The organism is Amycolatopsis thermalba, from assembly GCF_023376025.1.
Taxonomy (GTDB): domain Bacteria; phylum Actinomycetota; class Actinomycetes; order Mycobacteriales; family Pseudonocardiaceae; genus Amycolatopsis_E; species Amycolatopsis_E thermalba.
Window position 1 is genome coordinate 3,555,012 of record NZ_CP091196.1, and the last position, 26,718, is coordinate 3,581,729.

The following is a 26,718-nucleotide window of genomic DNA, read 5'->3' on the forward strand; positions in this document are numbered from 1 at the left end:
GGCTGTTCTGTTTCATTCCGGCACGGGTTCCACGTCACTCGGGCGCGGGAGACGGCCGTCACCCGCCCCCTTTCTCCGGTTCGTTCCGGCGTGACGGCTGTGTGAAGCGGTGTGGTCGCGGTAACATGAAACGCTCACTCCTGCTGATGAAACGAGGTGAGTTCGCTGTCGCCGCACCGGAACTCCGACGAACCTCCCTCCACCGAAGACCGCGACTACTCGCTGCGCGCCGTCGACCGGGTCTGCGCCATCCTCAACCTGCTGCAGGAGTCCGTGGACGGGATCACCCTCAACGAGGTGGTCGAGGCCACCGGAATGCCGAAGTCCTCGGCCTACCGCTACCTGTGGACCCTGGAGGCCCACCGCTACGTCGAGCGCGACGAGGTCACCGGGCTGTGCCGGCTGGGGCTGGGGTTCCTCGGCATGCAGTCCCGCCACCTCGAGCTGCTGCGCGAGCGGGTGCGGCCGTGGCTGGAGAGCGTGCGCGACGAGTTCGGCGAGACGGCGAACCTCGGGCTGCTGGACAGCGACCACATCATCTACATCGACATCATCGAAAGCCGCCGCGGCGTCCGGCTGGCCGCCTCGCGCGGCGACCGTGACCCGCTGCACTCCACCGCGCTCGGCAAGGCGATCACGGCCCACCTGCCCGAGGCCCGCGTGCGGGAGCTGCTCGGGCGGTCCGGAATGCCGGCGCGCACCGATCGCACCATCGTCACCGTCGAGGACTACCTCACCGAGCTGGACAAGGTCCGCGCCCAGGGCTTCGCGGTGGACGACGGCGAGAACGAGGCCGACGGGCGGTGCGTGGCCGTGCCACTGCTCGGGACGAACCTGCCCGCCGCGATTTCGCTGAGCGCGCCCGCGGCGCGGTTCCCGCAGCGGGACGTGCCCGCGGCGGCGAAGGCGTTGCAACGGATCGCGGAGCAGATTTCCACTCGGCCTTCGGGGGAAGTGGCGTAGGGCGCTACGCGCGTATCTGAACTGCGCCGGCTTCGCTACGCCCGGATTGAGCCTCCCGAACCCGATCTTTCAGTGCTCGGCAACCGATGTGGGCTGGGGATCGGGTGCGGGAGGGGGAGTGGTTCGGGGGTGGGTGGTTTGTGTTGCCGGGTGGCGGGTTCGCTGTGGTGCTGGGAGGGAACCCCGGTGCACCGGGGAGGGCGGAAAGAAAACTAGTGCGCCGGGGTTCCCTCTGGACCAGCCGCGGCCGGGGGTGTCAATGGCTGTGGCACTACAGCTGGCTGCCGCCCCGGTGAGGAAACGACCGTGCGGCGGGAGCAATCCTCGCTGGCGGGCAGAGGTCCGGCAATGCCCCGAACGGGGCAAATTCAGCTTCTACGTTTTACTAGGTGAAACACCGCGAAGTGTGGTCAATTAACCGGCTACCACCAGTAGTTGTTCGCGGCTGAGTAACGAGCGGCCGCGGTGATCCGTCCGGGATCGTCCCCTGCGGCAAATTCCTTGGAGTGGCTTGTAACACCACTCTGAACGGTACCGACTCCAGGTCAGACGCCGCCCCAGGAGGGTGTGGCAGAACACAGAGCACGGTTACTTCGGGTAATCGTCGGCGTGATCGGGGCGCGCCGGTAACCAGCCGGACGTCGCGGGAGGTCGGATGGAAGAGCCGGTGCGGAAGCCCATGTCGCTGGGGGACGCGGTCCTGGGTTCCGAGACGCGAGGCCACGCCCGGCTGCACGCCGTCGGCCCGGGCGAGGAAACCACGCCCCGCGCGGCCGCCCAGCCCTGGGAGAACCGGTACCGCGCCTCCGTGATCGCCGCGGACGTGATCGCCACCCTGCTGGTCATCGTCACCGGCGCGGTGCTCGTCCTGAACATCACCGGCCGGCCCTACTTCCTGCACGCCTCCGGCACCGCGTTCGCGATCCTGTGCTCGCTGCCGGTCAACCGCGCCTGGAGCCAGCACGTGCTCGGCGAGGGCACCGAGGAGTTCCGCCGCCTGGGCCGCAGCCTGGTGATCGCCGCCGTGGTCGTGGCGCTCGCGGGACTGCTGTTCGGCGCGCTCGACGTGCAGCCGTGGGTGTTCTACGCGGTCCCGGCGGTCGGGGTGATCGCGTTCCCGGCGCGGTACGGGCTGCGGCAGGTGCTGCACCGCAAGCGCCGCGCCGGTGAGTGCATGCACGCGGTCATCGCGGCCGGGTCGCCGGACACGCTGCGGGACCTGATCGAGCGCACCCGCACCGAATCGCACGTCGGGTGGCAGGTGTCGGCCGTGTGCACCGCGACCGGTCAGGGCGAGCGCGCCACCGGCGAGATCGGCGGCATCGCGGTCGCCGGGCGCCTCGACGAACTGGCCGACCAGGTCCGCCGCGGCGGCTACCGGGTCGTGGCCGTCACCTCCGATCCCTATTGGACACCGCAGCGCCTGCAACGCCTGGCGTGGGACCTGGAGGGCACGGGGGCGGAACTGGTCGTGGCCCCGGTGCTGATGGAGGTCGCCGGGCCGCGGCTCAACGTGTCCGGGGTGCTGGGCATGCCGCTGCTGCGCGTTTCGGCGCCCACGTTCACCGGCGGGCGGCGGATCGTGAAGGACGTGGTGGACCGCCTGGGCGCCGCGGCGCTGCTCACGCTCGCCGCGCCCGTGCTGCTGGGCATCGCGGTGCTGATCAAGCTCAACGACGGCGGCCCGGTGTTCTACCGCCAGCTTCGGGTGGGCCGCGACGGCCGCACCTTCACCATGATCAAGTTCCGCACCATGGTCATCGGCGCCGACCGGCTGCGCCACGGCCTGCTCGGCGACAACGAGGGCGCCGGCCCGCTGTTCAAGCTCCGCCGCGACCCGCGCATCACCCGCGTCGGCGCGGTGCTGCGCCGCTACTCCCTCGACGAGCTGCCGCAGCTGTTCAACGTCCTGGGCGGCACCATGTCGCTCGTCGGCCCGCGCCCGCCGCTGCCCGCCGAGACCGAGAACTACGAGCGCGCCGCCCGCCGCAAGCTGCTCGTCAAACCGGGCATGACCGGGTTGTGGCAGGTCAGCGGCCGCAGCGACCTGTCCTGGGAGGAAAGCGTCCGGCTCGACCTGCGCTACGTGGAGGACTGGTCCCTGGCCCTGGACATGGCGATCCTGTGGAAGACCTTCCGCGCCGTCACCGGAGGCCGGGGCGCGTACTGACGCCGCCTCTGGCACCCTGGCCCGACGTGCAGGCCCTCACCTTCCCCGACCTCCGCTCGGTCGCGCTGCTCGGCGCCCACTGCGACGACCTCGCCATCGGCGCCGGCGGCGCGCTGCTCACGCTGTGCGCGGACCGCCCGGACCTCGCGGTGCACGCCCTCGTCCTCTCCGGCGGCGGCACCGCACGCGCCGCCGAGGAACAGGCCGCGCTGACCGAGTTCTGCGCCCCGGCGCACGTCGAGCTCACCGTGCTGGACCTGCCCGACGGGCGGATGCCGGCGCACTGGGACGCGGTCAAGGAAGCCGTCACCGCACTGCGCGGCCGCGTCACGCCGGACCTGGTGTTCGCGCCGCAGCCCGGCGACCGCCACCAGGACCACCGGCTGCTCGCCGAAATCGCGCCCACCGTGTTCCGCGACCAGCTCGTGCTCGGCTACGAGATCCTCAAGTGGGACGGCGACCTCGGCCAGCCCACGGTCTACCAGCCGCTGACCGACGAGATCGCCGAGACCAAGGCCGACCTGCTGGCCAAGCACTACCCGTCGCAGCACGGCCGGGACTGGTACACCCGCGACGCGTTCCTCGGCCTGGCGCGGCTGCGCGGGGTGCAGCAGCACACCCGCTACGCCGAAGCCTTCTACGTGGACAAGCTCGCGCTGACGCTGGGCAAGGGGACACGATGATCAGCTGCCGGGCGTGCGGCGCCACCGACGGACAGGTCGTGCTCGACCTGGGCGAGCAGCCGCCGTGCGACCTGTTCCCGCCCGCGGCCGATCCCGGCCCGGACCCGGTGTGGCCGCTGCGGATGTGGATGTGCGCGCGGTGCGCGCTGGCCCAGCTGGCCGAGGACCCGGGCACCGCCGAGGAACCCGCCGGGGTGGAGCCGAAGGCGCTGACCGACCAGGCCGCCGACGCGGTCGCCCGGCTCACCCGCGCCGGGCTGGTGCGCCCGGGCGCGACGGTCGCCGAATTCGGCAGCCCGCACGGTGGGTCCTGGCTGCCGCTGCTGCGCGCCGCGGGCATGCGGGAAGCCGCCGAGGACGAGCCGGCGGACGTCGTCGTCGACTGCTTCGGGCTGATGCACGAACCGGACCAGCGCGCGGCCATGGCCCGGCGCGCGGTGCGGCTCGCGCCCGGCGGCGCGCTGCTGATGCAGTTCCACTCGCTGGCCTCGATCGTCCGGCAGGGGCAGTGGAACGCCCTGCGGCACGGGCACTTCGCCTACTACTCGGCCCCGGCGGCGATCACCCTGGCCGCCTCGGCCGGGCTGCGTCCCGGGCGCAGCTGGACCTTCGACCTCTACGGCGGAACCGTGCTGCTGGAACTCGGCCGCGACCGCACCCCGGCCGCGGAGACCACCCGCCTGGTGGCCGCGGAACGTGCCGCGGGGGCCACGGAGATCCCCGTCGTCGCCGGGCTCGGCCGGGCCGTCGAAGCGGGCTGCGCGCGCATCCGGGAGCGGCTGCGGGAGCACGCGGGGGAGCGCGTCGTCGGCTACGGCGCCGCGTCGCGCGCGGTGGCACTCCTGCGGCGCGCCGGAATCGATATCGATCTGTTGCCGGCGATCGCCGACATCTCCCCGGCCAAGCACGGTCGGCGCATGCCCGGTACCCGGATTCCGGTGGTATCAACGGCGGCCCTCACCCACCCGATCCCACACGCTGTCCTGCTGTTCGTCCCCGATCTCGAGCCCGAGGTGCGCGCGGCTTTCCCGCAGCTCGACGGGGCCCACTGCGAGTGGATCGTGGCGTGAACCGGTGCCGGGCAAACCGGTCGAAACGCGAAAATGATCTCTTCCTGGTGACTTCTCGTCAATCTGCCTACTACAGCGAGTGGTAGCGATCACCCGATCGGGGCCAATTGATCAGCCAGTTGCTCGTAACGCCAGCCACCGCGATCCCTATAGTCACGTTGACATAGGGCCCGCTACGGGGCGGGGTGGTCCGATCACAGGGGAGGACGCGCGCGCCATGCCAGCCGAGACGCTGTCCTGCCGCCTGTGCGGCTCGCCGGGTCTGCGCAGCGTGGTGGACCTCGGCGCGAGCCCGCCGTGCGAGTCGTTCCTCGCCGCCGAGGACCTGGACGCCCCCGAGCCGGCCTACCCGCTGCACCTGCGGATCTGCCCGGAGTGCCTGCTGGCCCAGCTGCCGCCCCTGATCGATCCGGTGGAGACCTTCACCGAATACGCTTACTTCTCGTCGTTTTCCCACTCCTGGCTGGCGCACGCCAAGGAGTTCGTCGACTCCGCCGCCGGCCGCCTCGGCCTCGGCCCGGACTCCTTCGTCGTCGAGGTCGCCAGCAACGACGGCTACCTGCTGCGCAACGTCGTCGCGCGCGGCCTGCGCTGCCTGGGCATCGAGCCGTCGGTCAACGTCGGCGCGGCCGCGCGGGAGGCCGGAGTGCCGACCCTGACCGCGTTCCTGACCCCGGAGACCGGCGCCGCGGTCCGCGCCGAGCACGGGCCGGCGGACCTGGTGGTGGCCAACAACGTCTACGCGCACATCCCCGACGTCCTCGGGTTCACCCGCGGCCTGCGCGCGCTGGTCGCCGACGACGGCTGGGTCTCGATCGAGGTGCAGCACCTGCTCAGCCTCGTCGAGCTGACCCAGTACGACACGATCTACCACGAGCACTTCCAGTACTACACGCTCGCCTCCGCGCGGCGGGCGCTGGCGACGGCGGGGCTGGCCGTGGCCGACGTCGAGCTGCTGGACACCCACGGCGGCTCGATCCGCGTGTGGGCGCGGCCGGCCGAAACCGCGGGCGAACCCTCCCCGCGCGTGGCGCAGGTGCTGGAGCGTGAGCGCGCCGCCGGGCTGCACGAGCTGTCCGGCTACGCCGGCTTCGCCCGCCGCGTCGAGGAGATCCGCCTGTCGCTGCTGGAGTTCCTGATCGGCGCCAAGCGGCGCGGCGAGCGGGTGGCCGGCTACGGCGCGCCGGGCAAGGGCAACACCCTGCTCAACCACTGCGGGATCCGGCCGGACCTGCTGGAGTACACAGTGGACCGCAACCCGTACAAGCACGGCCGGTTCACGCCCGGCACCCGCATCCCGATCTTCCCGCCGGAGCGGATCGCGGCCGACCGGCCCGACTACGTGCTCGTGCTGCCCTGGAACCTGCGCGCCGAGCTGACCGAGCAGCTGGCCTACGTCGCGGACTGGGGCGGCCGGCTGGTGTTCGCGATCCCCGAGCTGGAGATCGTCTCCCCGAAGAACCCCGTGCTGCAGGCTGTCGAGGTGAACTGAATGAAGGTGGTGCTCTTCTGCGGAGGCTACGGGATGCGCATGCGCAACGGCCCCGCGGACGACGTGCCCAAGCCGATGCAGATGGTCGGCCCGCGGCCGCTGCTGTGGCACGTGATGCGGTACTACGCGCACTTCGGGCACACCGAGTTCATCCTGTGCCTGGGCTACGGCGCCCGGCACATCACGGACTTCTTCCTGTCCTACACCGAGACCGCGTCCAACGACTTCGTGCTGCGCGGCGGTGAGGTCGAGCTGCTGTCCACCGACATCAGCGACTGGTCGATCACGTTCGTGCACACCGGCATCGAGTCGCCGATCGGGGAGCGGCTGCGCCGGGTCCGCAAGTACGTCGACGGCGAGGAGATGTTCCTCGCCAACTACGCCGACGTGCTCACCGACGCGCCGCTGGACGTCATGGTGGACAACCTCGCGGCCTCCGACGCCGGGGCGTCGATGATGGTGGTGCCGCCGCAGTCGTCGTTCCACTGCGTGGAGTTCCGCGAGAACTCCAACCGGGTCTCCGGCATCAGCTCGGCCAGCCGCCTGCCGCTGTGGGAGAACGCCGGCTACTTCGTGCTGCGGCAGGAGATCTTCGACCACCTCCCGGAGAACGGCGACCTGGTCGAGGACGGCTGCGCGGCACTGGCCGAAAAGGACCGGCTGATCGCCTACCCCTACCGCGGCTTCTGGCAGCCCGCGGACACGTTCAAGGAACGCGCCGCGCTCGACGCGGCCTACGAAAGCGGCGCGCGCCCGTGGATGCTGTGGGAGCGCCCGGCCTCGATCCCGGCGGGGGTGCGGTGATGCGGGTCCTGCTGACCGGGCACCAGGGCTACCTGGGATCGGTGATGGCGCCGGTGCTGCGCGCGGCCGGGCACGAGGTGCTCGGCCTGGACTCCGGCCTGTTCGCCGCGTGCGTGCTCGGGCCCGCGCCGGACGACCCGCCCGGTGATCCGGTGGACCTGCGGGACGTGACCGCGGACCGGCTGTCCGGTGTGGACGCGGTGATCCACCTGGCCGCGCTGTCCAACGACCCGCTGGGCGCGCTCGCGCCGGAGCTGACCTACGAGATCAACCACACCGCGTCGGTCCAGCTGGCCAAGCTCGCCAAGGACGCCGGGGTGCGCCGTTTCCTCTACGCCTCGACGTGCTCGGTCTACGGCGCGGCGGGGGAGGACCTGGTGACCGAGGACGCGCCGCTGCGGCCGGTCACCCCGTACGCGGAGTCGAAGGTGCGCGTCGAGGACGACCTGCACGACCTCGCCGACTCCGGGTTCAGCCCGGTGTACCTGCGCAACGCGACCGCCTTCGGGTTCTCGCCGCGGCTGCGCGCCGACATCGTGCTGAACAACCTGGTGGGCCACGCCGTGCTCACCGGGCAGGTGCGGGTGCTCTCCGACGGCACGCCGTGGCGGCCGCTGGTGCACGCGCACGACATCGCGACGGCGTTCGCGGCGGCGCTGACGGCGCCCGCCGAAGCCGTGCACGACCGGGCGTTCAACGTGGGCACCGAGGCCAACAACCTCACGGTGCGCCAGATCGCCGAGTCCGTGGTCACCGCCGTCCCCGGCTCGGAACTGCTGATCACCGGTGAGGCGGGCCCCGACCCCCGCTCCTACCGGGTGGACTTCTCCCGCATCCGGGAAGCGCTTCCCGGGTACGCGGCCACCTGGACGGTGGCGGCGGGCGCCCGGGAACTGGCCGCGCACTACACCCGCCACGGCCTGACCATGGACACCTTCAGCCGGCGCTTCACCCGCCTGGCCTGGCTGAAATCCGCGCAGGCGCGCGGCGACCTCGCGCCCGATCTGCGAAGACACCGAACCTGACCGCAGGGCCGCGCGTCATCCGTTCGAGCAAGCCCCGCCCTTCCCCGACCCGCACACCCTCGCGACCGGTGTGCCCGCCAGCAAGGACAGCACGGCGTTGACGATCATGGATTCCCCCAGTCCCGTCACCGACTACGAGAACCTGGGCGACGCGTTCGCCTTCGCCGCCGCGCACCCGCCCCGCCGCGGGCCCGATCCCCGCGTCACCGTCGTGGTGCCGGCGAAGAACGAGGCGGACAACCTGCGCGAGATCCTGCCCGAGCTGCCACCGGTGCACGAGGTGCTGGTGGTCGACGCCGACACCGGGGACGGCACCCCGCAGGTCGTCGCGCGGGCGCGGCCGGGCACGCGGGTCATCCGGCAGACCCGCCGCGGCAAGGGCAACGCGCTGGCCTGCGGGTTCCTCGCCGCCTCCGGCGACGTGATCGTGATGTTCGACGCCGACGGCTCGGCCGACCCGGCGGAGATCCCGCGGTTCGTGGCAGCGCTCACCGACGGAGCCGACTTCGCCAAGGGCACCCGGTTCGCCCCGGGTGGCGGCAGCCACGACATCACACACCTCCGCGCCGCGGGGAACTCCGGGCTCAACCGCCTGTCCAACACGCTGTTCAGCGCCGGGTTCACCGATCTCTGTTATGGCTACAACGCGTTCTGGCGCGATCTGGTTGCCTTGCTGAACCTGCCGCCGGTGTTCGCGCCCGCGGGCGAGGAGATGCTGTGGGGCGACGGCTTCGAGATCGAGACCGTCATCAACTGCCGGATGGCCGCGCTCGGCCTGTGGATCACCGAGGTGCCCAGCGTCGAGCGGGCCCGCCTGCACGGGGAGACGAACCTGCGCACCTTCTCCGACGGCGGCCGGGTGCTGCGCACGCTCGTGGCCGAGTGGCAGCGGGTCGGCCGTCAGCGCCGCAGCCGCCGGTTCGGCCTGTTCACCCCCGAGCCCGTCGCGGACGCCCCGGCGCCGCTCGTGCTGGACACCGGAGCGCCCGAAGCATGACCTCGTTCGACACCACCGTGGTGATCTGCGCCTACACGGCGGACCGCTGGGACGACCTGACCGCGGCGGTGGCGTCGGTGCGGGACCAGTCGGTGCCGCCGCGCGAGATCATCGTGGTGATCGACCACAACCCGGAGCTGGAGCGGCGGGCCGCCGCCGAGTTCGCCGGCGTGACGGTGGTGCCCAACGCCGGGCGGCGCGGGCTGTCCGGCGCCCGCAACACCGCGGTCGGGCTCGCCAAGGGCGACGTGATCGCGTTCCTGGACGACGACGCCGAGGCCGCGCCCGACTGGCTGGAGCAGCTGCTGGCCGGCTACCGCGACCGGGACGTGCTCGCCGTCGGCGGCTCGGCCCGCCCGCGCTGGCCCGGCGGGCGGCGGCCGGCCAAGCTGCCCGCCGGCCGCGGGTCGGCGCACGGCGAGCTGGACTGGGTGGTCGGCTGCACCTACACCGGGCAGCCCGCGGCGGAGGCGCCGGTGCGCAACCTGATGGGCTGCAACATGTCCTTCCGCCGGGAGGCGTTCACGCTCGCCGGGCCGTTCTCCGAGGATCTGGGCCGCATCGGGCGCACCCCGCTGGGCTGCGAGGAGACCGAGCTGTGCATCCGGCTGCGCCAGGCCTCGCCCGGTGCGCGGATCGTGTTCCGGCCGCAGGCGGTGGTGCGCCACCGCGTCACGCCGGAGCGGACCACCTGGGCCTACCTGCGCCGCCGCGGCTGGGGCGAGGGGCTGTCCAAGGCCTACGTGTCGCGCCTGGTCGGCAGCGAGGCCGCGCTGTCCACCGAGCGCGACTACCTCAGCCGCACCATCCCGGCCGCCGTGGCGCGCGAGTTCGGCCGGCTCGCGCTGGGCCGCACGGCCGGCGCCTCCGGCGTGCTCGGCCTGGTGACCGTGGTGTCCTCGACCGCGGCCGGGTACCTGCGCGGCAAGGCGCAGCTCCGCCCGCCGCGGCCGCGCCCGGCGTCGGCGCTGGTGCACGGCCCGATCCACATCGCCACCGTCGACGCCCGCACCGCGCCCGAGGAACTTGCCGTGCCGCACCGGCCGGTAGGCCACTACCGCGCGGCGCAGGTCCTCGTCCGCGACGGCGACCGCACCGTCGACGTGCTGCTGCTGCCGGTGGAGCGCGGCGTCGTGCGGCTGCCGAAATTCGCCACCGCGCCCGCCCCGCGCCGCCGCCCGGGGTTCGCCCGGCCGCCGGTCAGCGTCGTCATCCCGACCGCGCACCGCAAGCGGCAGGCCGTGGCCAGCGCCCGCGCCGCGCTCGAGGCCGGGTACCCGGACCTCGAGGTGATCGTCGTGGACAACCTGCCGCGGCTGCCCGAGGGCGACGCCTGGCTGCGTGGCGAGGTGGAGGCACTGGGCGCGCGCTACGTCGTCGAGCCGCGCAAGGGCGTCAGCATCGCGCGCAACACCGGCGCCCGCGTCGCCCGCCACGGCGTGATCGCGTTCGTCGACGAGAACATCACCGTGGAGCCCGGCTGGTTCCACGCCGTCACCGAGGAGTTCGCCGCCGATCCCGCGGTCGGCTGCGTGACCTCGCTGGTGCTGCCGGCCAGCCTGGAGACCGACGCCGAGGTCCTGTTCGAACGGCTCAAGGGCTACAGCAACTCCGTGCGGTGGCAGCGGATCGACCGGGACACCGCGCGCGAGGACCCGCTCTACCCGCTGTCCATGGCGCGCTACGGCCCGGGCAGCTGCGCCACCTGGCGCCGCGAGGTGTTCGAGGACCTGGGCGGTTTCGACCCGCTGCTCGGCGCGGGCACGCCGACGATGGCGGGGGAGGACCTGGACCTGTTCGTGCGGCTGGCCTACGCCGGCGGCGCGGTGGTCCACACCCCGCACGCGGTGGCCCGGCACATCCACCGCGCGGACTGGCTCGAACTGCGCGAGCGGATGCGCGGCTACGGCGTCGGCCTGGCGGCGATGCTGGCGCTGTCCGTGCGGCGGCGCCCGGTCACCGCGTTCTCGATCCTGCGGCGGGTGCCGCGCGGGGCCGCCCGTCTCGCCGCCCGCACCCCGGAGCTGCCGCTGTCCGACCGCGCCGCCCGCTCGCGGCTGCGCCAGCTGCGCCGCGACGAGCGCCTGGGCCTGCTCGGCGGCGCCGCGGCGCTGATGCGGGCCCGGGGTGAGGGCGGATCCGGCCGCCGGTGATGATGGAGGGCGACGGGCAGGAAGGGCACGTGTGGTCGAGCAGCAGCTGAGGATCCGGCGATACACCGCCTACGGGCTGCTCGCTGTCTGCCTGGTGACGATCGTGCTCGTCTGGTCCGGTGTGGACTTCGTGCTGCGGCCGCTGGCGGTCCTGGTGTTCGTGCTCACCGCGCCCGGCTGGGCCCTGATCTCCTACGTCAACGTGCGCCACCTGTCGGTGACCTGGGTCAGCGCGGTCGGCATCTCACTGGCGATCACCCTGATCGTGGCGCAGGTGCTGGTGCTGACCCGGTTCTGGCACCCGGAGGCGGCGGTCGTGGTGCTCGCGGCCGTCACCGCGCTCCCGCTGGCGCACCACGTGCTGCGCAGCCGTCCGGGTGAGGCCCGATGACGGTCGGCAAGGAGACCGCCCCGGGCAAGGGCATGGTGGCCGACGGCCTGGCGCTGTCGGCCTCGGCCGCGATCACCGCGCTGGCCGGGATGATCGGCTGGGTACTGGCCGCGCGGCTGCTGCCCGCCGCCGCGGTCGGGGACACCTCGGCGTTCGTGTCCGGTTTCCTGCTCGTCGCCGGCATCGCCGAACTCGGCCTGGGGCCGGCGGTCCTGCGCTGGCTGCCCCGCGCCGGCGCGCGGCGGCCGCGGCTGCTGCTGCGCACCTACCTGGCCGTCCTCGCCGGTGGGGTGATCGGCTCGGTCGTGTTCGTGCTCGTGCCCGCCGGTGCCGAGGTGGTGCACCGGGTGCCGGCCGGGGTCGCCTGGTTCCTCGTCGCCGGGATCGGCTGGACCCTGTTCCAGTTCCAGGACGAGGTGCTCACCGGGCTCGGCCTGGCCCGCTGGGTGCCGGTGGAGAACAGCGCGTTCTCCGTGGCGCGGCTGGGACTGCTGGCCGGGCTGGGGCCGCTCGCCGGCGCGCTCGGGCTGGTGCTGTCCTGGGCGGTGCCCACGCTGATCGGGGTCGCGGTCGTGACGTTCCTGATCTGGCGGTCGGTGCGGCGCACCTCGCCCGCCCTCGCGCCGGGGGTGCTGCCGGGCCGCCGGGAGATCGTGCGGCTGCTCGCGCCGTCCTACCCGGCCATGGTGTGCGTGGTCGTGCTGTACAACCTGGTGCCGCTGATCGTGCTGCACCGCTTCGGCGCCGAGGCCAACGCCGTCTTCTTCGTGGTCTGGACCGCGATCAACGCGCTGGACGTCGCCGCGACCGCGTTCGTGAACCCCCTCGTGGTGCGCCTGTCCGCCGAGCCCGGCCACGCCCGCTCGCTGGTCGCGGGCGCGGGCAAGCGGCTGGTGCTGGTGTTCGTGCCGCTGCTGGCCGTCGGCGCCGCGCTGGCCTGGGTGATGCTGGCGATCTTCGGCGCGGAGTACACGGCGGGCACCGACCTGCTGCGGGTCCTGCTCGCCGCGCAGGTGCCGCGGCTGGTCGTGGTGCTCGGGGTGGCCGTGCACCTGGCCGCGGGCCGCGGTGCCGGGGTCGCGGTGCTGCACGCCGTGACCGCCGTTTCCGCCGTCGTGCTCGCGCTGGTGGTGCCGACCGAGTTCGGGTTCGGGGTGGGCATGCTCGTCGCGCAGGCGGTGATCGCCGCCGCGGTGCTGGCCGACCTGAGGCGCCGGGTGTTCGGGGCGCGTCCGTGACCGAGCCGCCCACCCGGTTCCTGCGCCCGGTGCGCCCGAACCGGACCACCCGCCCCTCGCCCCGGCCGCGTGAGCCGATGCGGTTCCCGCAGCCGCCGCCCGGCCCGCCCACGCGCTACATCCCGGCGTCGGGCCGCCTGGCGCCGAAGCCGGAACCGCCCGCGCGCGCGGTCGAGTCCCGGCCCCGGCTGGGCACCGGCGCCGGACGGCCCGCCTTCCTCGCCGACCCGTTCTTCGGTCCCGGTCTCGCCGCGGTCGCGGTGGTGCTGTGGATCATCGGGCTGCACCCCGTCCCGCCCGAGGCGATCGGCGGGCTCGGGCTCGTCGCCGAGCTGTCGGTGCCGACGCTGCTGTCCTATCCGCTGCTGGTCGCCGCCGTGGTGCTGGAGCTGCTGCGCTACCGGCCGCGCACCTGGCTGCTCTCGCTCTACACGCTGCTCGGCGTGCTCGGCGTGTACGGGCTGCAGCCCGCGATCCAGGAGGTCGCGCGGCTGCCGGTCGCGTGGCTGCACGCCGGGTTCGCCGACTACATCGCCACGCACGGCGACATTCTGCACGACTACGACGCGCGGTTCTCCTGGGCCGGGTTCTTCTCGCTGGTCGCGATGATCACCCGCGCCGCCGGGATGCCCGACGCGATCCCGTTCCTGAACTGGGCGCCGGTGGTGCTGTCCGGGCTCGCGGTGCTCGGCGTGCGCGCCCTGGCCGTGTCGGCGCTGGGCAACCGGCGCGCGGCGTGGATCGCGCCCTGGCTCTACCTCGTGGCGAACTGGACCGAGCAGGACTACTTCTCGCCGCAGGGCACGGCGATGATCCTGATGCTCGCCGCGCTGGCCCTGACCTTCCGGCACCTGGTGCGGCCCCGCCTCACCGAGCCGGTCAAGGCGCGGCTGCGGGCCCGGCTCGCGCCGCGGTCCAGCCCGAAGGCGCGGCTGGTGGCGCAGGGCGCGGTGGTGCTGATCGGGCTCGCGCTGGCGCCCACCCACCAGCTGACCCCGTTCGTGCTCGGCGTCCTGCTGCTGTTGCTGCTGGTGTTCGGGCGGCTGTGGCCGGCGTGGGTGCCGTTCGTGATCCTCGGCGGCGCGGTGGTGTGGTTCTCGCTCGGCGCGTCGGAGTTCTGGAGCGGCCAGCTGGTCCAGATGATCCTCAGCCCGCTCGGCGACGTCGGCTCCTCGGTGGACGAGGGCATCGTGGCCCGGTTCGCGGGCAGCCCCGGCCGGCTCGTCGTGCTGACCGTGCGCATCGGGATCACGCTGTTCGTCGCCGGCATGGCCGCCTACGGCATCTGGCAGATGCGCCGCGACTCGCTGAAGTCGTGGCTGCTGCCCGCACTGTGCGTCGCGCCGTTCGGGCTCGCCGTGGCCCAGCCCTACGGCGGCGAGGTCTTCATGCGCTGCTTCCTGTTCTCGCTGCCGGTGATGGCCCTGCCCGCGTCGCTCGCGCTGGAGAAGGCGGTCACCTCGGCCCGCCGGCTGCGCTGGCGCAACCGGCCGGCGCGCACGGTGCTCGCCGCCGCGGTGCCGTGGGTCGTGCTCACCGGCCTGCTCGCCTCGACGGTCACCGCGCGCGGCGGCAACGACGCCTACATCAGCTTCCACGAAAGCGACATCGCCGCCGCGAGCTGGGCGGTGCACCAGGCGCAGCCGGGGCAGCGGGTGGACTCGCTGGTCAACTCGGTGCCGCTGTCGTTCGCGCGCGTGGGCGAGGTGTCCCAGTTCGAAGTCGACGGCTACTGCGAAGAGGTGATGGACGACGTTCCCGCGCTGGTCGCCTGCCTGCGCCTGAAGGGCCCCGATTATCTTGTGCTCACCGAGCCGCAGTGGGCCTACATGAAGATCTTCGACCAGGTGCCCGACACCTACGGCGCCGACCTCGTGCGCGAGCTCGAGGCCACCGGGCTGTACCGCCTGGTGTTCGACGATCAGGGTTCGCTGGTGCTCGGCCGGACGACGCCCGCCGACAAGTTCGTGCAGGGCAGTGGCGGAGGGAACACGTGAACCAGACCCGGTCCCTGGGACGGCGCCTGCGCGAGCAGGTGCACATCGAGCTGTGGTCGATGACGGTCGGCGCGATCGTCAACGGCGTGCTCGGCAGCGCGCTGGTGCCGCGCCCGCTGCGGCTGCTGGGCTACCGCGCGTTCGGCGCGCGCATCCGCTCCGGGAACATCTTCCCGGGGCTGCGGATCCACGGCGCCCTGCGCAACGTCGAGATCGGGCGCCACACGTTCCTCAACGCCGAGTGCTACCTGGAGTCGGTCGGGCCGATCACCATCGGCGCGTCCTGCCAGTTCGGCCCGCAGGTCATGATCGTCACCTCGCACCACCCGACGCTGCCCGACGGCCGGGTCTCCCGGGTCGCCCAGGCCCGGCCGGTCGTGATCGGCGACCGCGTGTGGGTCGGGGCGCGGGCGCAGATCCTGCCCGGGGTGCGCATCGCCGACGACGCGGTGATCGCCGCGGGCGCGGTCGTGGCACGCGACTGCCCGGTGCCCGGGGTCTACGCCGGGGTGCCCGCCCGCCTGGTGCGCGAGACGTCCGTCGTGGCGGAGCCGGCGTGAGCCAGGCCGACTTCCTCACCCTGGTCACGGCGCTGTCCGGGGTGGCGTTGCTGGTGGTGCTCGTGTGGCGGACCGTGCTCAAGGAGATGACCGTCGGCCGCCGCTCGACCGACACGGCGTCGGCGCGCACCGAGCGGATCCGCACGCTCGACCTGGTCGCGGTGGGGCTGACCGTGCTCACCGCGGTCGGCGCGATCTGGCGAATCGTGGTGGGACTGTCGTTGTGACGGGCTCAGCCCGGCACCCGGATGGTCAGCGGCGGCACCCGCACGCTGAGACCGCCCGCCCGGACCAGCCCGGTCTCCGGCCGCGGGTTGACGACGACCTTCCCGCCCGGCGTGCTGAACTGCACCACGTCCGCGGGCCGCTGCACGTCGACCAGCCCCTCGCGCAGCCGCGGCGCCAGCCAGGTCCACGCGGCGGTCAGGCTCGTCGGCCGCAGCACGTCGACGCCGGGCCGTGCCTCCGACCACAGCGCCGCGTACGGCAGGTCGTCGCTGGCTTCCGGTTGCCACAGCAGCATCGCCGCCGCGCCCGCCTCCGCCGCCCTGGCCACGGCGTCCAAAGTGGCCACCGCGCGGGCCTGGTCCGCCGGCACGGGCGCGCTCTTCGCCTTCCCGGTGGACTCCTGCGGCGGGGGAGCGGTCTCCGGGTAGAACTCCGACCACCACACCGGCAGCCCGGTGAGGCTGCGCGCCCAGCGGGTGGCGTCGGCGTAGATCTGGCTGGCCTTGTCCGGCGTGGTGATCAGGCCCTGGTCCCGGGTGCCGGTGGAGGCGTCCAGCGCGACGAAGTCGGCGCCGTGCTTGTGCTCGTTCCAGTACTCCACGACGTCCAGCGACCGCTGGTCCACCACGCCGTACGGGCCACGCAACTCGGACGGGTGGTTCGTGGCCGACGCCGAGGACCAGCTGTTCAGGACCACGTACGGGCCGCCGATCAGGGCGTCCGGCCGCACCGCCTTCACCGCGTCGTAGACCTGGTTGTACAGGTCGGTGTAGCCCTTCGCGTCCCAGGCGCCGGCCTGGGCGTCCCAGAACCCCTTGAGCTCGTTCCACACCTGGAAGTACTTGACCTGCGGGTAGCGCTGGGCGACCTTGGCGGACAGCCGCGCGAAGTCGTCGAAGTGCGCCGGCAGCGGGGCGGCCGCCAGGTCGTCCCAGTCGGTGGTGCCCGCCGCGCCGCCCTTCATCCAGTCCGGTGCGCAGCACAGGGTGATCACCGGGGTGCCGCCGGTGCGCTCGATCAGGTCCATCCGCTCGTCCAGGCGGGACCAGTCGAAGCGGCCGGGCGCGGGTTCGGGGTTGCCCACGCCGAAGCCCATGATGTGCTGGTTCTGCAGCAGCGGGGTGGCACCCAGGATCTGTTCCCCGCTCGTGCGTTGTCCGGGTGTGAGCCACGAGTCGAGGCTGTACTGTGCGTGCGTCACGCCGAGTACGAGCCCATCCCCGGCGCCGGGCAGCAGCGTCACGGCCGGCGGCCCGGGTTCGTCCCGATCAGCCGGAGGCCAGCCGAAGAGCCCCGCCACCAGCAGGGCGACCATCGCGAAGATCCCCACGCGTGCCAGCATGCGCGACCGACCACCGTTTTGCCTGTTCAGAGCTACACCCGGAAGGGGGAAAAGCCGTGAGCGCGGCCACGGTCTCCGTGTGCGTCCCGGCCTACCAGGCCGGGCGGTACATCGCCGACACCGTCTCCAGCGTCCTTGCGCAGACCTTCGGCGACTTCGAGCTCGTCGTGCTGGACAACGCCTCGACCGACGCGACCCCGGAGATCCTGCGGGGCTTCGCCGATCCGCGGCTGAAGGTGCTCCGCAACGACCGGGTGCTGCCGCTGGCGGAGAACTGGAACCGCGTCGTGGCCGCATCCAGCGGCCGGTTCGTGAAGGTGCTGTGCGCGGACGACCTGCTGCACCCGGACTGCGTGCGCCGCCAGTACGAGGTCCTGGCGACCGATCCGGGCATCGCGCTGGTGTGCTCGCGCCGCGACATGATCAACGAGGCCGGCGAGGTCCTCGCCGCCAACCGGGGGCTGCGCGGGCTGGTGGGCCGCCACGAGGCGAGCGCGGTGATCCGCAAGATCGTCCGCCACGGCGGCAACCCGCTCGGCGAGCCCGGTGGCGCGTTGTTCCGCCGCGAGCAGTTCGACGCGGTCGGCGGGTGGGACGCGCGCTGGACGTTCCCGATGGACCTGGCGCTGTGGATCGGGCTGCTGGGCCACGGCGACTTCTTCGGCCAGCCGGAGTCGCTGGCGGCGTTCCGGATCGGCCGCGATTCGCTGTCCGCGCGGGCGCAGCGCGCGGAGTACGCCGAGCAGCGGGCGCTGTCCGAGGGGCTGGCCAGTGATCCGGGGTGGGGCGTGCGGCCGGTCGACCGGCTCGTCGGCGCGGCGATGGCGCCGGGCGCCCGGTTGCGGCGGCAGGCGCTGTTCCTGGTCGCGAAGCGGCAGGGCGAGCGGGGCTAGAGCGGCCACCCGTCCGGGGGACGATAAGTTGTCGCGGTGGTGCGTCGCGTAGTCATCCTGGTCGCCTGTGTAGTCCTGGCGGGTGTCGCGATTCTCGCCGTGCGGGTGACGTCGGAGCGGTTCGGCGACACCGAGGGGGCCTCGCCGACCGTGGTCACCGAGGCGCCGGGCACCGCCGTGATCACCCCCGAGGCGTCCGGCGAGGCCGCGGTCAACTTCGGCTGGCGGCTGATCGCCCAGGACGACTTCGACGGCCGCCGGGTCGACACCGCCAACTGGGAGATCTACCAGGGCCACAACCCGGTGTCGGGGGAAACCCTCGGCGCGGACCAGTGCGTGGTCCGCGGCGGCGTCCTCACCCTGGTCGGTGACGGGGACGCCACCGCGGCGACCTGCGGCATCGCCTGGCACGAGGACCGCACCTACGGCCGGTGGGAGGTCCGCGCGCGCTTCCCGGCCCCGGCCGACCCCGACTTCAACCCGGTGCTGCTGCTGTGGCCGGAGAGCGACACCAACCTCGACGGCGAGATCGACTTCGCCGAGATCTACGACCCGGCGCGCCAGTACGTGGAGAGCTGGCTGCACGGGCCGGGCAACACCGACGCCGGGCACATGCGCAAGGACCTGGACATCACCCAGTGGCACAACTACGCGGTGGAATGGCAGCCCGGCCACGTCACCTGCTACATCGACGGCGTCGCCTGGGCGACCTACGGCGAGCCCGGCACCATCCCGAGCGAGCCGATGCACCTGGTCATCCAGCAGAACCACAACCGGCACAAGGCCACCCCGCCGATCCGCAGCACCGCCGAGATCGACTGGGTCCGCATCTACGAGTGACGAGCCGCACACCAGAAATAGTCAAGCGCTCAACTAGGTTGGGGGGAGGGAAGGCACCGACACGTCTCTCGGGAGTACCCATGACCTCTACCGCCAGCCTCGCCGACACCCTCCACCTGCCGCAGGACGTGCAGGACCTGCTGTTCCGCGAGGCGCGCACGGCGAACTCGTTCTCCGCCGAGCCGGTGAGCGAGGAGCAGATCCAGGCGATCTACGACCTGGTGAAGTGGGCGCCGACGTCGATGAACACCCAGCCCCTGCGCGCGCTGGTGATCCGCACCGAGGAGGGCAAGCGGCGGCTGCTGCCGCACATGTCCGAGGGCAACCGCGCCAAGACCGCCGCCGCCCCGGTGACCGTGGTGCTGGCCGCCGACACCGACTTCCACGAGAACCTGCCCAAGACCTTCCCGCACAAGCCGGACGCCAAGGACCTGTTCGCCGACGAGTCCGGCCGGGAGGGCTTCGCGCGGCTGAACGCGCTGCTGCAGGTCGGCTACTTCATCATCGGCGTGCGCGCCGCCGGGCTGGCCGCCGGCCCGATGACCGGCTTCGACGCCGCCGGGATCGACGCCGAGTTCTTCGCCGGCCGCAAGTGGAAGTCCCTGGTCGTGGTCAACGTCGGCAAGCCGGGGGACAACCCGTGGTTCGACCGGCTGCCGCGGCTGGACTACGACGAGGTCGTCGAGACCGTCTGAAGTCCCTCGCGGAAGACCGCGGGCGGGCGGCGGATAGCATCGGTGGGACATCACTTCGTTCGAAGGAGCCCATCGTGAACCAGCCGTCGTCCACCGCAGCCGCACCCGCCGCCAGCGTGGTGGTGCCGGCCGGGACCACGGCCGGAGCCGCGATCCGCGAGGCGGGCCTGCCGGCCAAGGGGCCGGACGCGATCGTCGTCGTCCGCGACGCCGAGGGGCGCCTGCGCGACCTGGCGTGGGCGCCCGAGGCGGACGCCCCGGTGGAGCCCGTCGCGGCGGACACCGAGGACGGCCGCAGCGTCATCCGCCACTCCGCGGCGCACGTGCTCGCGCAGGCGGTGCAGCAGCAGTTCCCGGAGGCCAAGCTCGGCATCGGCCCGCCCGTCAAGGACGGCTTCTACTACGACTTCCTCGTCGACAAGCCGTTCACCCCGGAGGATCTGCAGGCGCTGGAGAAGCGCATGAAGCAGATCATCAAGGGGGCGCAGCAGTTCTCGCGCCGCCGCTTCGACTCGGTCGAGCAGGCGCGCGAGGAGCTCGCGGACGAGCCGTTCAAGCTGGAGCTCATCGACCTCAAGTCCGCTGAAGACACAGTGGACACCTCCGAGGTGATGGAGGTGGGTGGCGGCGAGCTGACCATCTACGACAACCTCGACCCGCGCACCAAGGAGCGCGTGTGGAGCGACCTGTGCCGCGGCCCGCACGTGCCGACCACGAAGTTCATCCCGGCGTTCAAGCTGACCCGCGTGGCCGCCGCGTACTGGCGCGGCAGTGAGAAGAACCCGCAGCTGCAGCGGATCTACGGCACCGCGTGGGAATCGGCCGAGGCGCAGGACGCCTACCTGGAGCGGCTGGCCGAGGCGGAGCGGCGCGACCACCGCCGCCTGGGCGCGGAGCTGGACCTGTTCTCCTTCCCCGAGGAGATCGGCTCGGGCCTGCCGGTGTTCCACCCCAAGGGCGGCATCATCCGGCGCGAGCTGGAGAACTACTCGCGCCGCCGCCACGAGGAGTCCGGCTACGAGTTCGTGAACACCCCGCACATCACCAAGTCCGGGCTGTTCTACACCTCGGGTCACCTGCCCTACTACGCCGAAACCATGTTCCCGCCGCTGCCCCTGGAGGGCGAGGAGTACTACCTCAAGGCGATGAACTGCCCGATGCACCACCTGATCTTCCGGTCGCGCGGGCGGTCCTACCGGGAGCTGCCGCTGCGGCTGTTCGAGTTCGGCACGGTGTACCGCTACGAGAAGTCCGGTGTGGTGCACGGCCTGACCCGGGTGCGCGGGCTGACCATGGACGACTCGCACATCTACTGCACGCAGGAGCAGATGCCGGGCGAGCTGCGGTCGCTGCTGCGGTTCGTGCTGGACCTGCTGGCCGACTACGGCCTCTCGGACTTCTACCTCGAGCTGTCCACCCGCGGGGACTCGGACAAGTTCATCGGCTCCGACGAGGAGTGGGAGGAGGCCACCGAGACACTGCGGCAGGCCGCCATCGACTCCGGGCTGGAGCTGGTACCGGACCCGGGCGGCGCGGCCTACTACGGCCCGAAGATCTCGGTGCAGGCCAAGGACGCCATCGGCCGGTCGTGGCAGATGTCGACCATCCAGCTGGACTTCAACCACCCCAAGCGGTTCGAGCTGAGCTACACCGCCGCCGACGGCAGCCGCAAGCAGCCGGTGGTCATCCACCGCGCGTTGTTCGGCTCGATCGAGCGGTTCTTCGGGGTGCTCACCGAGCACTACGCGGGCGCGTTCCCGGCGTGGCTGGCGCCGGTGCAGGTGGTCGGGATCCCGATCGCCGACGAGCACGCCGAGCACCTGCGCGGCGTGGAGAAGGCGTTGCGCGCCAAGGGGATCCGCGTCGAGGTGGACACCAGCGACGACCGCATGCAGAAGAAGATCCGCACCCACACCACCCAGAAGGTGCCGTTCATGGTGCTGGCCGGTGGCAAGGACGTCGAGGCGGGCGCGGTGTCGTTCCGGTTCCGCGACGGCAGCCAGATCAACGGGGTGCCGGTGGCCGACGCGGTGGAGGCGATCGCCGGCTGGATCGCGCGGAGGGAGAACAGCTCGCCGACGGCCGAGGCGCTCCAGGCGGTCCTGCCTTGACCGAGCCGGAGCTGGTGGGCCAGGACGGGGTCGGGGTGCCGGACGCGTTGCAGCGGCTGTGGACCCCGCACCGGCTGGCCTACGTGCAGGGGCAGGACAAACCGGAGGGCGACGAGCCCGAGGGGTGCCCGTTCTGCCGCCTGCTCGGCCTGGACGACGCCGAGGCGCTGATCCTCGCGCGGGGCGAGCACGTGTGGGCGGTGCTGAACCTGTACCCGTACAACCCGGGGCACCTGATGGTGCTGCCGTACCGGCACGTGGCCGACTACCCGGACCTGACGCCGGAGGAGACGCGGGAGCTGGCGGAGTTCACCCAGCACGCGATGAAGGTGGTGCGGTCGGTGTCCGGGGCGCACGGGTTCAACATCGGGATGAACCAGGGCGTGATCGCCGGTGCCGGCATCGCGGCGCACCTGCACCAGCACCTGGTGCCCCGCTGGGGTGGCGACGCGAACTTCATGCCGGTGATCGGCCAGACGAAGGTGCTGCCCCAGCTGCTGGGCGAAACGCGCGAGCTGCTGTCGACGGCCTGGCACCGGATCTGAGCGCGCGAACGGGCCCGGACCGGGAGGTCCGGGCCCGTTTCGTCGCGGTGTTTCAGGCCTTGAGACCGGCCTCGATGTTCAGCTCGATCTTGACCTTGTCGCCCAGGACGGCGGTCGGGATGGAGGCGCCGACACCGAAGTCGGAGCGGCTGATCTCGGTGGTGGCCGAGATGCCGAAGACCTTGCTGCCCTCGGTCATGCCGTCGGCGAACCCGCCGACCTCGGCGGCCAGGGTGACGGCCTTGGTGACGCCGTGGACGGTCAGCTCACCGTCGATGAAGTACTCGCCGTCCTCGGCGCGCACGCCGGTGGAGACGAAGGTCAGGGTCGGGAACCGCTCGACGTGCAGGAAGTCGGCGTTCTTGACGTGCGCGTCGCGGTCGGCGTTCTTCGTGTCGATGCTGTCGGCCTTGATCGTCGCGGTGACCTTCGAGTCGGCGAGGTCGGCGCCGGTCACGATCTCGCCCTCGACCTCGGCGAACCGGCCGCGGACCTTGGACACGCCGAGGTGGCGCACGACGAAGTCGACGTCGGAGTGCGTGGAGTCGATGGTCCAGGTGCCGGCGATGTAACCGGGGATCTCGGTCGTCGAAGCGGTCATCAGTCGTCTCCTCGAAAACTATGCTTGGTTGAGCCCTCAACCACACCGTAGCGCACGCTGGTTGAGCTCTCAACTAGAGGTACCATGTACGTCATGTCCGAACCGCGATGGCTCAGCGAAGACGAACAGCGTGTGTGGCGCGCGTTCTCGGCCGCCGTCACCATGCTGCGCAGCCACGTGGAATCCCAGCTCCAGCGCGACGCCGGCATGCCGCACACCTACTACGAGGTCCTCGTCGTGTTGTCCGAGTCGCCCGGCCGCACGCTGCGGATGAGCGAGCTGGCCGAGAAGTGCCATTCGTCACGCAGCCGGCTCTCGCACGCGGTCGCGCGCCTGGAGGCCAACGGCTGGGTGCGCCGCGACAGCTGCGGCACCGACAAGCGCGGCTCGTTCGCCAGGCTGACCGACCGGGGCTTCGCCGCGCTCGTCGCCGCGGCTCCCGGGCACGTCGAGGCCGTGCGCGAGGCCCTGTTCGACGCGCTCACCCCCGGTCAGGTGCGGGCGCTGGAGGAGATCTCCGAGGCGATCCGCGACCAGCTCACGCCCCAGTGCGCGAAGGCGAGGGCCGCCGCGGACGAGCAGCTGGACCAGCTCGCCTGAGCGCGCGCGGCGCCTTGGGCGCGCCGCGTCACCGGAGTGTCGTAGCGGGTGGATAGGCTGCGGTCAGCAAACCGACCCCGCAGCCCCAGGTGGAACGCCGAGAGCGATGGACATGCCCGCCGATACCGCCACCCCGACGATCCGATGCTGAACATCTTCGCGCGAGCGTCCGTCTCGCGAGCCCTGGACCCGCTCGGCCACGCGCTGGTGCGGGCCGGGCTCACCCCGAACGCGATGACCATGATCGGCACGGCCGGCGCGATCGCCTGTGCCCTGGTGTTCTTCCCGAACGGGATGCTGCTCGCCGGCACGTTCACCGTGTGGGGCTTCGCGATGCTCGACCTGCTCGACGGCGCGATGGCCCGCGCCCGCGGGTACGGCACGCCGTTCGGCGCGACCCTGGACGCCACCTGCGACCGGCTCGCCGACGGCGCCCTGTTCGCCGGCATCGCGTGGTGGTGCTTCGCGGTCGAGCACAACCTGCGCGCCGCCGCGGCCTGCCTGATCTGCCTCGTGCTGGCCCAGGTGATCTCCTACATCAAGGCCCGCGCCGAAGCGGAGGGTCTCAAGGCCGACGGCGGGCTGGTCGAGCGCGCCGAGCGGCTGATCATCGCGCTCGTCGGCACCGGGCTGGAGGGCCTGGGCGTGCCGTTCGCCGTCGAGGGCACCCTGTGGCTGCTCGCGCTCGGCTCGATCATCACCACGATCCAGCGCATGCTCGCCGTCGCCGCCTCCGCGCGGGAGGCGGGCTGATGGGCCGGTTCGGCGAGCGGATGGCCGACCTCGGCTACGCGGCGGGCTGGAACGTGGTGCGCCGCCTGCCGGTGCCGCTGGCCAAGGCCGGCTTCGGGCTGGCCGCGGACTTCGCGGCCAAGCGCAAGGGCCCCGGGGTGCGGCAGCTGCGCCGCAACCTGGCCCGCGTCGTGCCGCAGGCCGACGACACCGAACTGGACGAACTGACCCGGCAGGCCGTGCGCTCCTACGCGCGCTACTGGCACGAGGCGTTCCGCCTGCCCAGCGTGGATCCGGACGACATCCGGGCCCGGGTCGGCGCGACCATCAGCGGGGTGGAGAACCTCGACGCGGCGCTGGCCGAGGGCAACGGCGCCGTGGTCGCCCTGCCGCACAGCGGGAACTGGGACGTGCCGGGCATCTGGGCGGTCGGCCGGTACGGCCCGTTCACCACGGTCGTCGAGCGGCTGAAGCCGGAGTCGCTGTTCCAGCGGTTCGTGGCCTACCGCGAGTCGCTCGGGTTCGAGATCCTGTCCGCCGACGGCGGCACCGGTTCGTTCCGGCTGCTGCTGCAGCGGCTGCGGGAGAACCGGGTGGTGTGCCTGATCGCCGACCGCGACCTGTCCGGCAGCGGCGTGCCGGTGTCGTTCTTCGGTGAGAAGACCAGCATGCCGGCCGGTCCGGCGCGGCTGGCGGCCAGCACCGGCGCGGCGCTGCTGCCGGTGGGCAGCTGGTTCACCGAGGACGGCTGGGGGATCCGCATCCACCCGCGGATCCGCGTGGCGCACCGCACCGAGGTGCCCGCCGCGACCCAGGCGCTGGCCGACGTCTTCGCCGGTGACATCGCGGCGCACCCGGCGGACTGGCACATGATGCAGAAGCTGTGGACCGCCGATTTCGAGGAGGCGACCTTTTCCGCGACGGAGGAAGCGGCGTGAAGGTCGGGATCGTCTGCCCGTACTCCTTCGACGTCCCCGGCGGGGTCCAGGGGCACGTCACGGACCTGGCGCGGGCGCTGCTGGACCGCGGCCACGAGGTGTCGGTGCTGGCGCCCGCCGACGAGGACGCCGATCTGCCCGATTTCGTGCACCCCGCGGGCAAGGCGCTGGGCATCCCGTACAACGGGTCGGTCGCGCGGCTGCAGTTCGGCCCGGTGTCCTACGCGCGGGTCCGGCGGTGGCTGCGTGAGGGCGGCTTCGACGTGCTGCACCTGCACGAGCCGGCCGCGCCGAGCCTGTCGCTGCTGGCGCTGAAGGTCGCCGACGGGCCGATCGTCGCCACGTTCCACACGTCCACGCCGCGGTCGCGGACGCTGTCGGCGTTCCAGCCGGTGCTGCGGCCGCTGCTGGAGAAGATCACCGCCCGCATCGCGGTGTCCGCGCTGGCGCGGCGGGTGCAGGTCGAGCACGCCGGCGGGGACGCGGTGGAGATCCCCAACGGGGTCGACGTCGAGTTCTTCTCCCGCGCCCAGCCGCTCGACGGGTATCCGCGGGCCGGGGGCACGATCGGGTTCGTGGGCCGGTTCACCGAGCCGCGCAAGGGCATGGAGGTCCTGCTCGGCGCGGCCCGCCGCCTGCTGCCGGAGTTCCCGGAGCTGCGGCTGCTCGTGGTGGGCCGCGGCGAGGCGGACGTGCTGCGCCGGATGGCGGGCCCGGAGCTGGCGCCGCACCTGGAGCTGCTCGGCCAGGTCGACGACGCCACGAAGGCGCGGGCGCTGCGCAGCGTCGACGTCTACTGCGCGCCCAACACCGGCGGCGAGAGCTTCGGGATGATCCTGACCGAGGCGATGGCGGCCGGGACCGCGGTGGTGGCGAGCAACCTGGACTCGTTCCGCCGTGTGCTCGACGACGGGCGCGCGGGGGCGTTGTTCACCACCGGCGACAGCGTGGCGCTGGCGAACTGCCTGCGGGAGCTGCTCGGCGACCCGGCGCGGCGGACGTCGCTGGCCGCGGCGGCGGGGGAGCGGGTCACGATCTACGACTGGCCGGTGGTGGTGACGCAGGTGCTGCGGGTCTACGAGACGGCGATCGCCGCCGACCCGCGGCGGGTCAGTGCGGAGGACGTGCCGCTGTGAACTGGTTCGTGCTGGTCGTCTCGATCGTCGCGGCGGTGGTGGTGCTCGGCGGGCTGTTCCTGGTCGCCACGGCGAACCGGCTGGACCGGCTGCACGTCCGGCTGGACGCCGGGTGGGCGGCGCTGGACGCGGCGCTGGCGCGGCGGGCGGTGGTGGCGCGGGCGGTGGCCGCGGTCGACGGGGCCGCGCCCGGTCTCCGGGAGGCCGCCGACATCGCGGAGAAGGCGCCGCGCGCCGAGCGGGAGGTCGCGGAGAACGAGCTGACGCGGCTGCTGGCGTCGATCGACCGGGCCCGGCTGCCCGCGGAGCTGGCCGGGGAACTCGCCGATGCCGAACACCGGGTCGTCATCGCGCGGCGCGTGCACAACGACGCGGTGCGGGACGCGCTGGCGCTGCGCCGGCGGCGGAAGGTGAGGTACTTCAAGCTCGCCGGCACCGCGCGGCAGCCGGAGTACTTCGAGATCGCGGAACCGCCGGTGCCCGGCGCTTAGGGGCGGGGCGTTGGTTGCCGTGT

At 72.6% G+C, this 26,718-nt stretch carries 26 protein-coding genes; 24 read left to right on the forward strand and 2 right to left on the reverse strand.

The annotated features are described in order from the left end of the window. Positions 1-156: 156 nt before the first annotated feature. The 14 genes from L1857_RS17065 to L1857_RS17130 all read left to right on the forward strand — a co-directional run bounded on the left by L1857_RS17065 (position 157) and on the right by L1857_RS17130 (position 15,770). A complete protein-coding gene (locus tag L1857_RS17065) occupies positions 157-963 on the forward strand; it encodes an IclR family transcriptional regulator (protein WP_116115538.1) in 807 nt (268 codons plus the stop codon). Between the two features lie 655 nt (positions 964-1,618). Then, positions 1,619-3,133, forward strand: a complete 1,515-nt coding sequence (locus L1857_RS17070; RefSeq protein WP_249465577.1) for a sugar transferase — start codon at positions 1,619-1,621, stop codon at positions 3,131-3,133. 26 nt (positions 3,134-3,159) lie between these two features. After that, entirely contained in the window at positions 3,160-3,816 is a 657-nt protein-coding gene (locus L1857_RS17075; protein WP_249465581.1) for a PIG-L deacetylase family protein, read from the forward strand. Next, the gene (locus L1857_RS17080) at positions 3,813-4,886 is read left to right on the forward strand and encodes a class I SAM-dependent methyltransferase (protein WP_094007108.1); all 1,074 of its coding nucleotides are present in this window, start codon (positions 3,813-3,815) and stop codon (positions 4,884-4,886) included. The genes L1857_RS17075 and L1857_RS17080 overlap by 4 nt, the downstream gene beginning before the upstream one ends. A 217-nt stretch (positions 4,887-5,103) precedes the next feature. Beyond that, entirely contained in the window at positions 5,104-6,378 is a 1,275-nt protein-coding gene (locus L1857_RS17085; RefSeq protein WP_249465584.1) for a class I SAM-dependent methyltransferase, read from the forward strand. Continuing rightward, entirely contained in the window at positions 6,379-7,182 is an 804-nt protein-coding gene (locus tag L1857_RS17090) for a glycosyltransferase family protein (protein WP_094007110.1), read from the forward strand. It begins immediately after the preceding gene. Continuing rightward, positions 7,182-8,207 (forward strand): NAD-dependent epimerase/dehydratase family protein, encoded by a 1,026-nt coding sequence (locus tag L1857_RS17095; protein WP_094007167.1) that lies wholly within the window; start codon positions 7,182-7,184, stop codon positions 8,205-8,207. The genes L1857_RS17090 and L1857_RS17095 overlap by 1 nt, the downstream gene beginning before the upstream one ends. A gap of 70 nt (positions 8,208-8,277) precedes the next feature. Further along, positions 8,278-9,204: a glycosyltransferase family 2 protein gene (locus L1857_RS17100; protein ID WP_094007111.1), complete on the forward strand. Its 927-nt coding sequence runs from the start codon at positions 8,278-8,280 to the stop codon at positions 9,202-9,204. Next, the gene (locus tag L1857_RS17105; protein WP_249465587.1) at positions 9,201-11,357 is read left to right on the forward strand and encodes a glycosyltransferase; all 2,157 of its coding nucleotides are present in this window, start codon (positions 9,201-9,203) and stop codon (positions 11,355-11,357) included. The genes L1857_RS17100 and L1857_RS17105 overlap by 4 nt, the downstream gene beginning before the upstream one ends. Positions 11,358-11,388: 31 nt before the next feature. After that, a complete protein-coding gene (locus tag L1857_RS17110) occupies positions 11,389-11,748 on the forward strand; it encodes a hypothetical protein (protein ID WP_094007114.1) in 360 nt (119 codons plus the stop codon). Further along, positions 11,745-12,986, forward strand: a complete 1,242-nt coding sequence (locus tag L1857_RS17115; RefSeq protein ID WP_249465592.1) for a lipopolysaccharide biosynthesis protein — start codon at positions 11,745-11,747, stop codon at positions 12,984-12,986. Before L1857_RS17110 ends, L1857_RS17115 begins: the two co-directional genes overlap by 4 nt. Further along, on the forward strand, positions 12,983-14,983 hold the full coding sequence (locus L1857_RS17120; protein WP_094007117.1) for a hypothetical protein: 2,001 nt from the start codon (positions 12,983-12,985) through the stop codon (positions 14,981-14,983). The genes L1857_RS17115 and L1857_RS17120 overlap by 4 nt, the downstream gene beginning before the upstream one ends. After that, positions 14,980-15,543: an acyltransferase gene (locus L1857_RS17125; RefSeq protein WP_094007119.1), complete on the forward strand. Its 564-nt coding sequence runs from the start codon at positions 14,980-14,982 to the stop codon at positions 15,541-15,543. Before L1857_RS17120 ends, L1857_RS17125 begins: the two co-directional genes overlap by 4 nt. Further along, complete coding sequence (locus L1857_RS17130) at positions 15,540-15,770, forward strand: hypothetical protein (RefSeq protein ID WP_094007120.1); 231 nt, start codon at positions 15,540-15,542, stop codon at positions 15,768-15,770. Before L1857_RS17125 ends, L1857_RS17130 begins: the two co-directional genes overlap by 4 nt. A 5-nt stretch (positions 15,771-15,775) precedes the next feature. Here the strand turns inward: L1857_RS17130 and L1857_RS17135 are convergent, their stop codons facing one another. Next, on the reverse strand, positions 15,776-17,113 hold the full coding sequence (locus tag L1857_RS17135; RefSeq protein ID WP_116111805.1) for a glycoside hydrolase family protein: 1,338 nt from the start codon (positions 17,111-17,113) through the stop codon (positions 15,776-15,778). 56 nt (positions 17,114-17,169) lie between these two features. Here L1857_RS17135 and L1857_RS17140 point away from each other — a divergent pair, with 56 nt between their 5' ends. The 5 genes from L1857_RS17140 (at position 17,170) to L1857_RS17160 (ending at position 22,197) form a co-directional block, all read left to right on the forward strand. Beyond that, positions 17,170-18,006 (forward strand): glycosyltransferase family 2 protein, encoded by an 837-nt coding sequence (locus tag L1857_RS17140; protein ID WP_116111803.1) that lies wholly within the window; start codon positions 17,170-17,172, stop codon positions 18,004-18,006. 36 nt (positions 18,007-18,042) lie between these two features. After that, on the forward strand, positions 18,043-18,846 hold the full coding sequence (locus L1857_RS17145) for a glycoside hydrolase family 16 protein (RefSeq protein ID WP_116111800.1): 804 nt from the start codon (positions 18,043-18,045) through the stop codon (positions 18,844-18,846). An 80-nt stretch (positions 18,847-18,926) separates the two neighbouring features. After that, positions 18,927-19,541 (forward strand): malonic semialdehyde reductase, encoded by a 615-nt coding sequence (locus L1857_RS17150; protein WP_116111798.1) that lies wholly within the window; start codon positions 18,927-18,929, stop codon positions 19,539-19,541. A gap of 74 nt (positions 19,542-19,615) precedes the next feature. Then, complete coding sequence (thrS, locus tag L1857_RS17155) at positions 19,616-21,652, forward strand: threonine--tRNA ligase (protein ID WP_249465595.1); 2,037 nt, start codon at positions 19,616-19,618, stop codon at positions 21,650-21,652. Beyond that, positions 21,649-22,197: an HIT family protein gene (locus L1857_RS17160; RefSeq protein ID WP_094007129.1), complete on the forward strand. Its 549-nt coding sequence runs from the start codon at positions 21,649-21,651 to the stop codon at positions 22,195-22,197. Before thrS ends, L1857_RS17160 begins: the two co-directional genes overlap by 4 nt. 52 nt (positions 22,198-22,249) lie before the next feature. Here the strand turns inward: L1857_RS17160 and L1857_RS17165 are convergent, their stop codons facing one another. Beyond that, positions 22,250-22,798: a YceI family protein gene (locus L1857_RS17165; protein WP_116111793.1), complete on the reverse strand. Its 549-nt coding sequence runs from the start codon at positions 22,796-22,798 to the stop codon at positions 22,250-22,252. Between the two features lie 93 nt (positions 22,799-22,891). Here L1857_RS17165 and L1857_RS17170 point away from each other — a divergent pair, with 93 nt between their 5' ends. The 5 genes from L1857_RS17170 (at position 22,892) to L1857_RS17190 (ending at position 26,695) form a co-directional block, all read left to right on the forward strand. Further along, entirely contained in the window at positions 22,892-23,398 is a 507-nt protein-coding gene (locus tag L1857_RS17170; protein WP_094007169.1) for a MarR family winged helix-turn-helix transcriptional regulator, read from the forward strand. A gap of 144 nt (positions 23,399-23,542) precedes the next feature. Next, a complete protein-coding gene (gene pgsA / locus L1857_RS17175) occupies positions 23,543-24,151 on the forward strand; it encodes a phosphatidylinositol phosphate synthase (RefSeq protein ID WP_116111791.1) in 609 nt (202 codons plus the stop codon). Further along, entirely contained in the window at positions 24,151-25,068 is a 918-nt protein-coding gene (locus tag L1857_RS17180; protein ID WP_116111788.1) for a phosphatidylinositol mannoside acyltransferase, read from the forward strand. Before pgsA ends, L1857_RS17180 begins: the two co-directional genes overlap by 1 nt. Beyond that, positions 25,065-26,204 carry a glycosyltransferase family 4 protein gene (locus tag L1857_RS17185; protein ID WP_094007134.1) on the forward strand — a complete coding sequence of 380 codons (1,140 nt, stop codon included), beginning with the start codon at positions 25,065-25,067 and terminating at the stop codon, positions 26,202-26,204. The genes L1857_RS17180 and L1857_RS17185 overlap by 4 nt, the downstream gene beginning before the upstream one ends. Further along, on the forward strand, positions 26,201-26,695 hold the full coding sequence (locus L1857_RS17190) for an NUDIX hydrolase (protein ID WP_094007135.1): 495 nt from the start codon (positions 26,201-26,203) through the stop codon (positions 26,693-26,695). The genes L1857_RS17185 and L1857_RS17190 overlap by 4 nt, the downstream gene beginning before the upstream one ends. Positions 26,696-26,718: the final 23 nt, after the last annotated feature.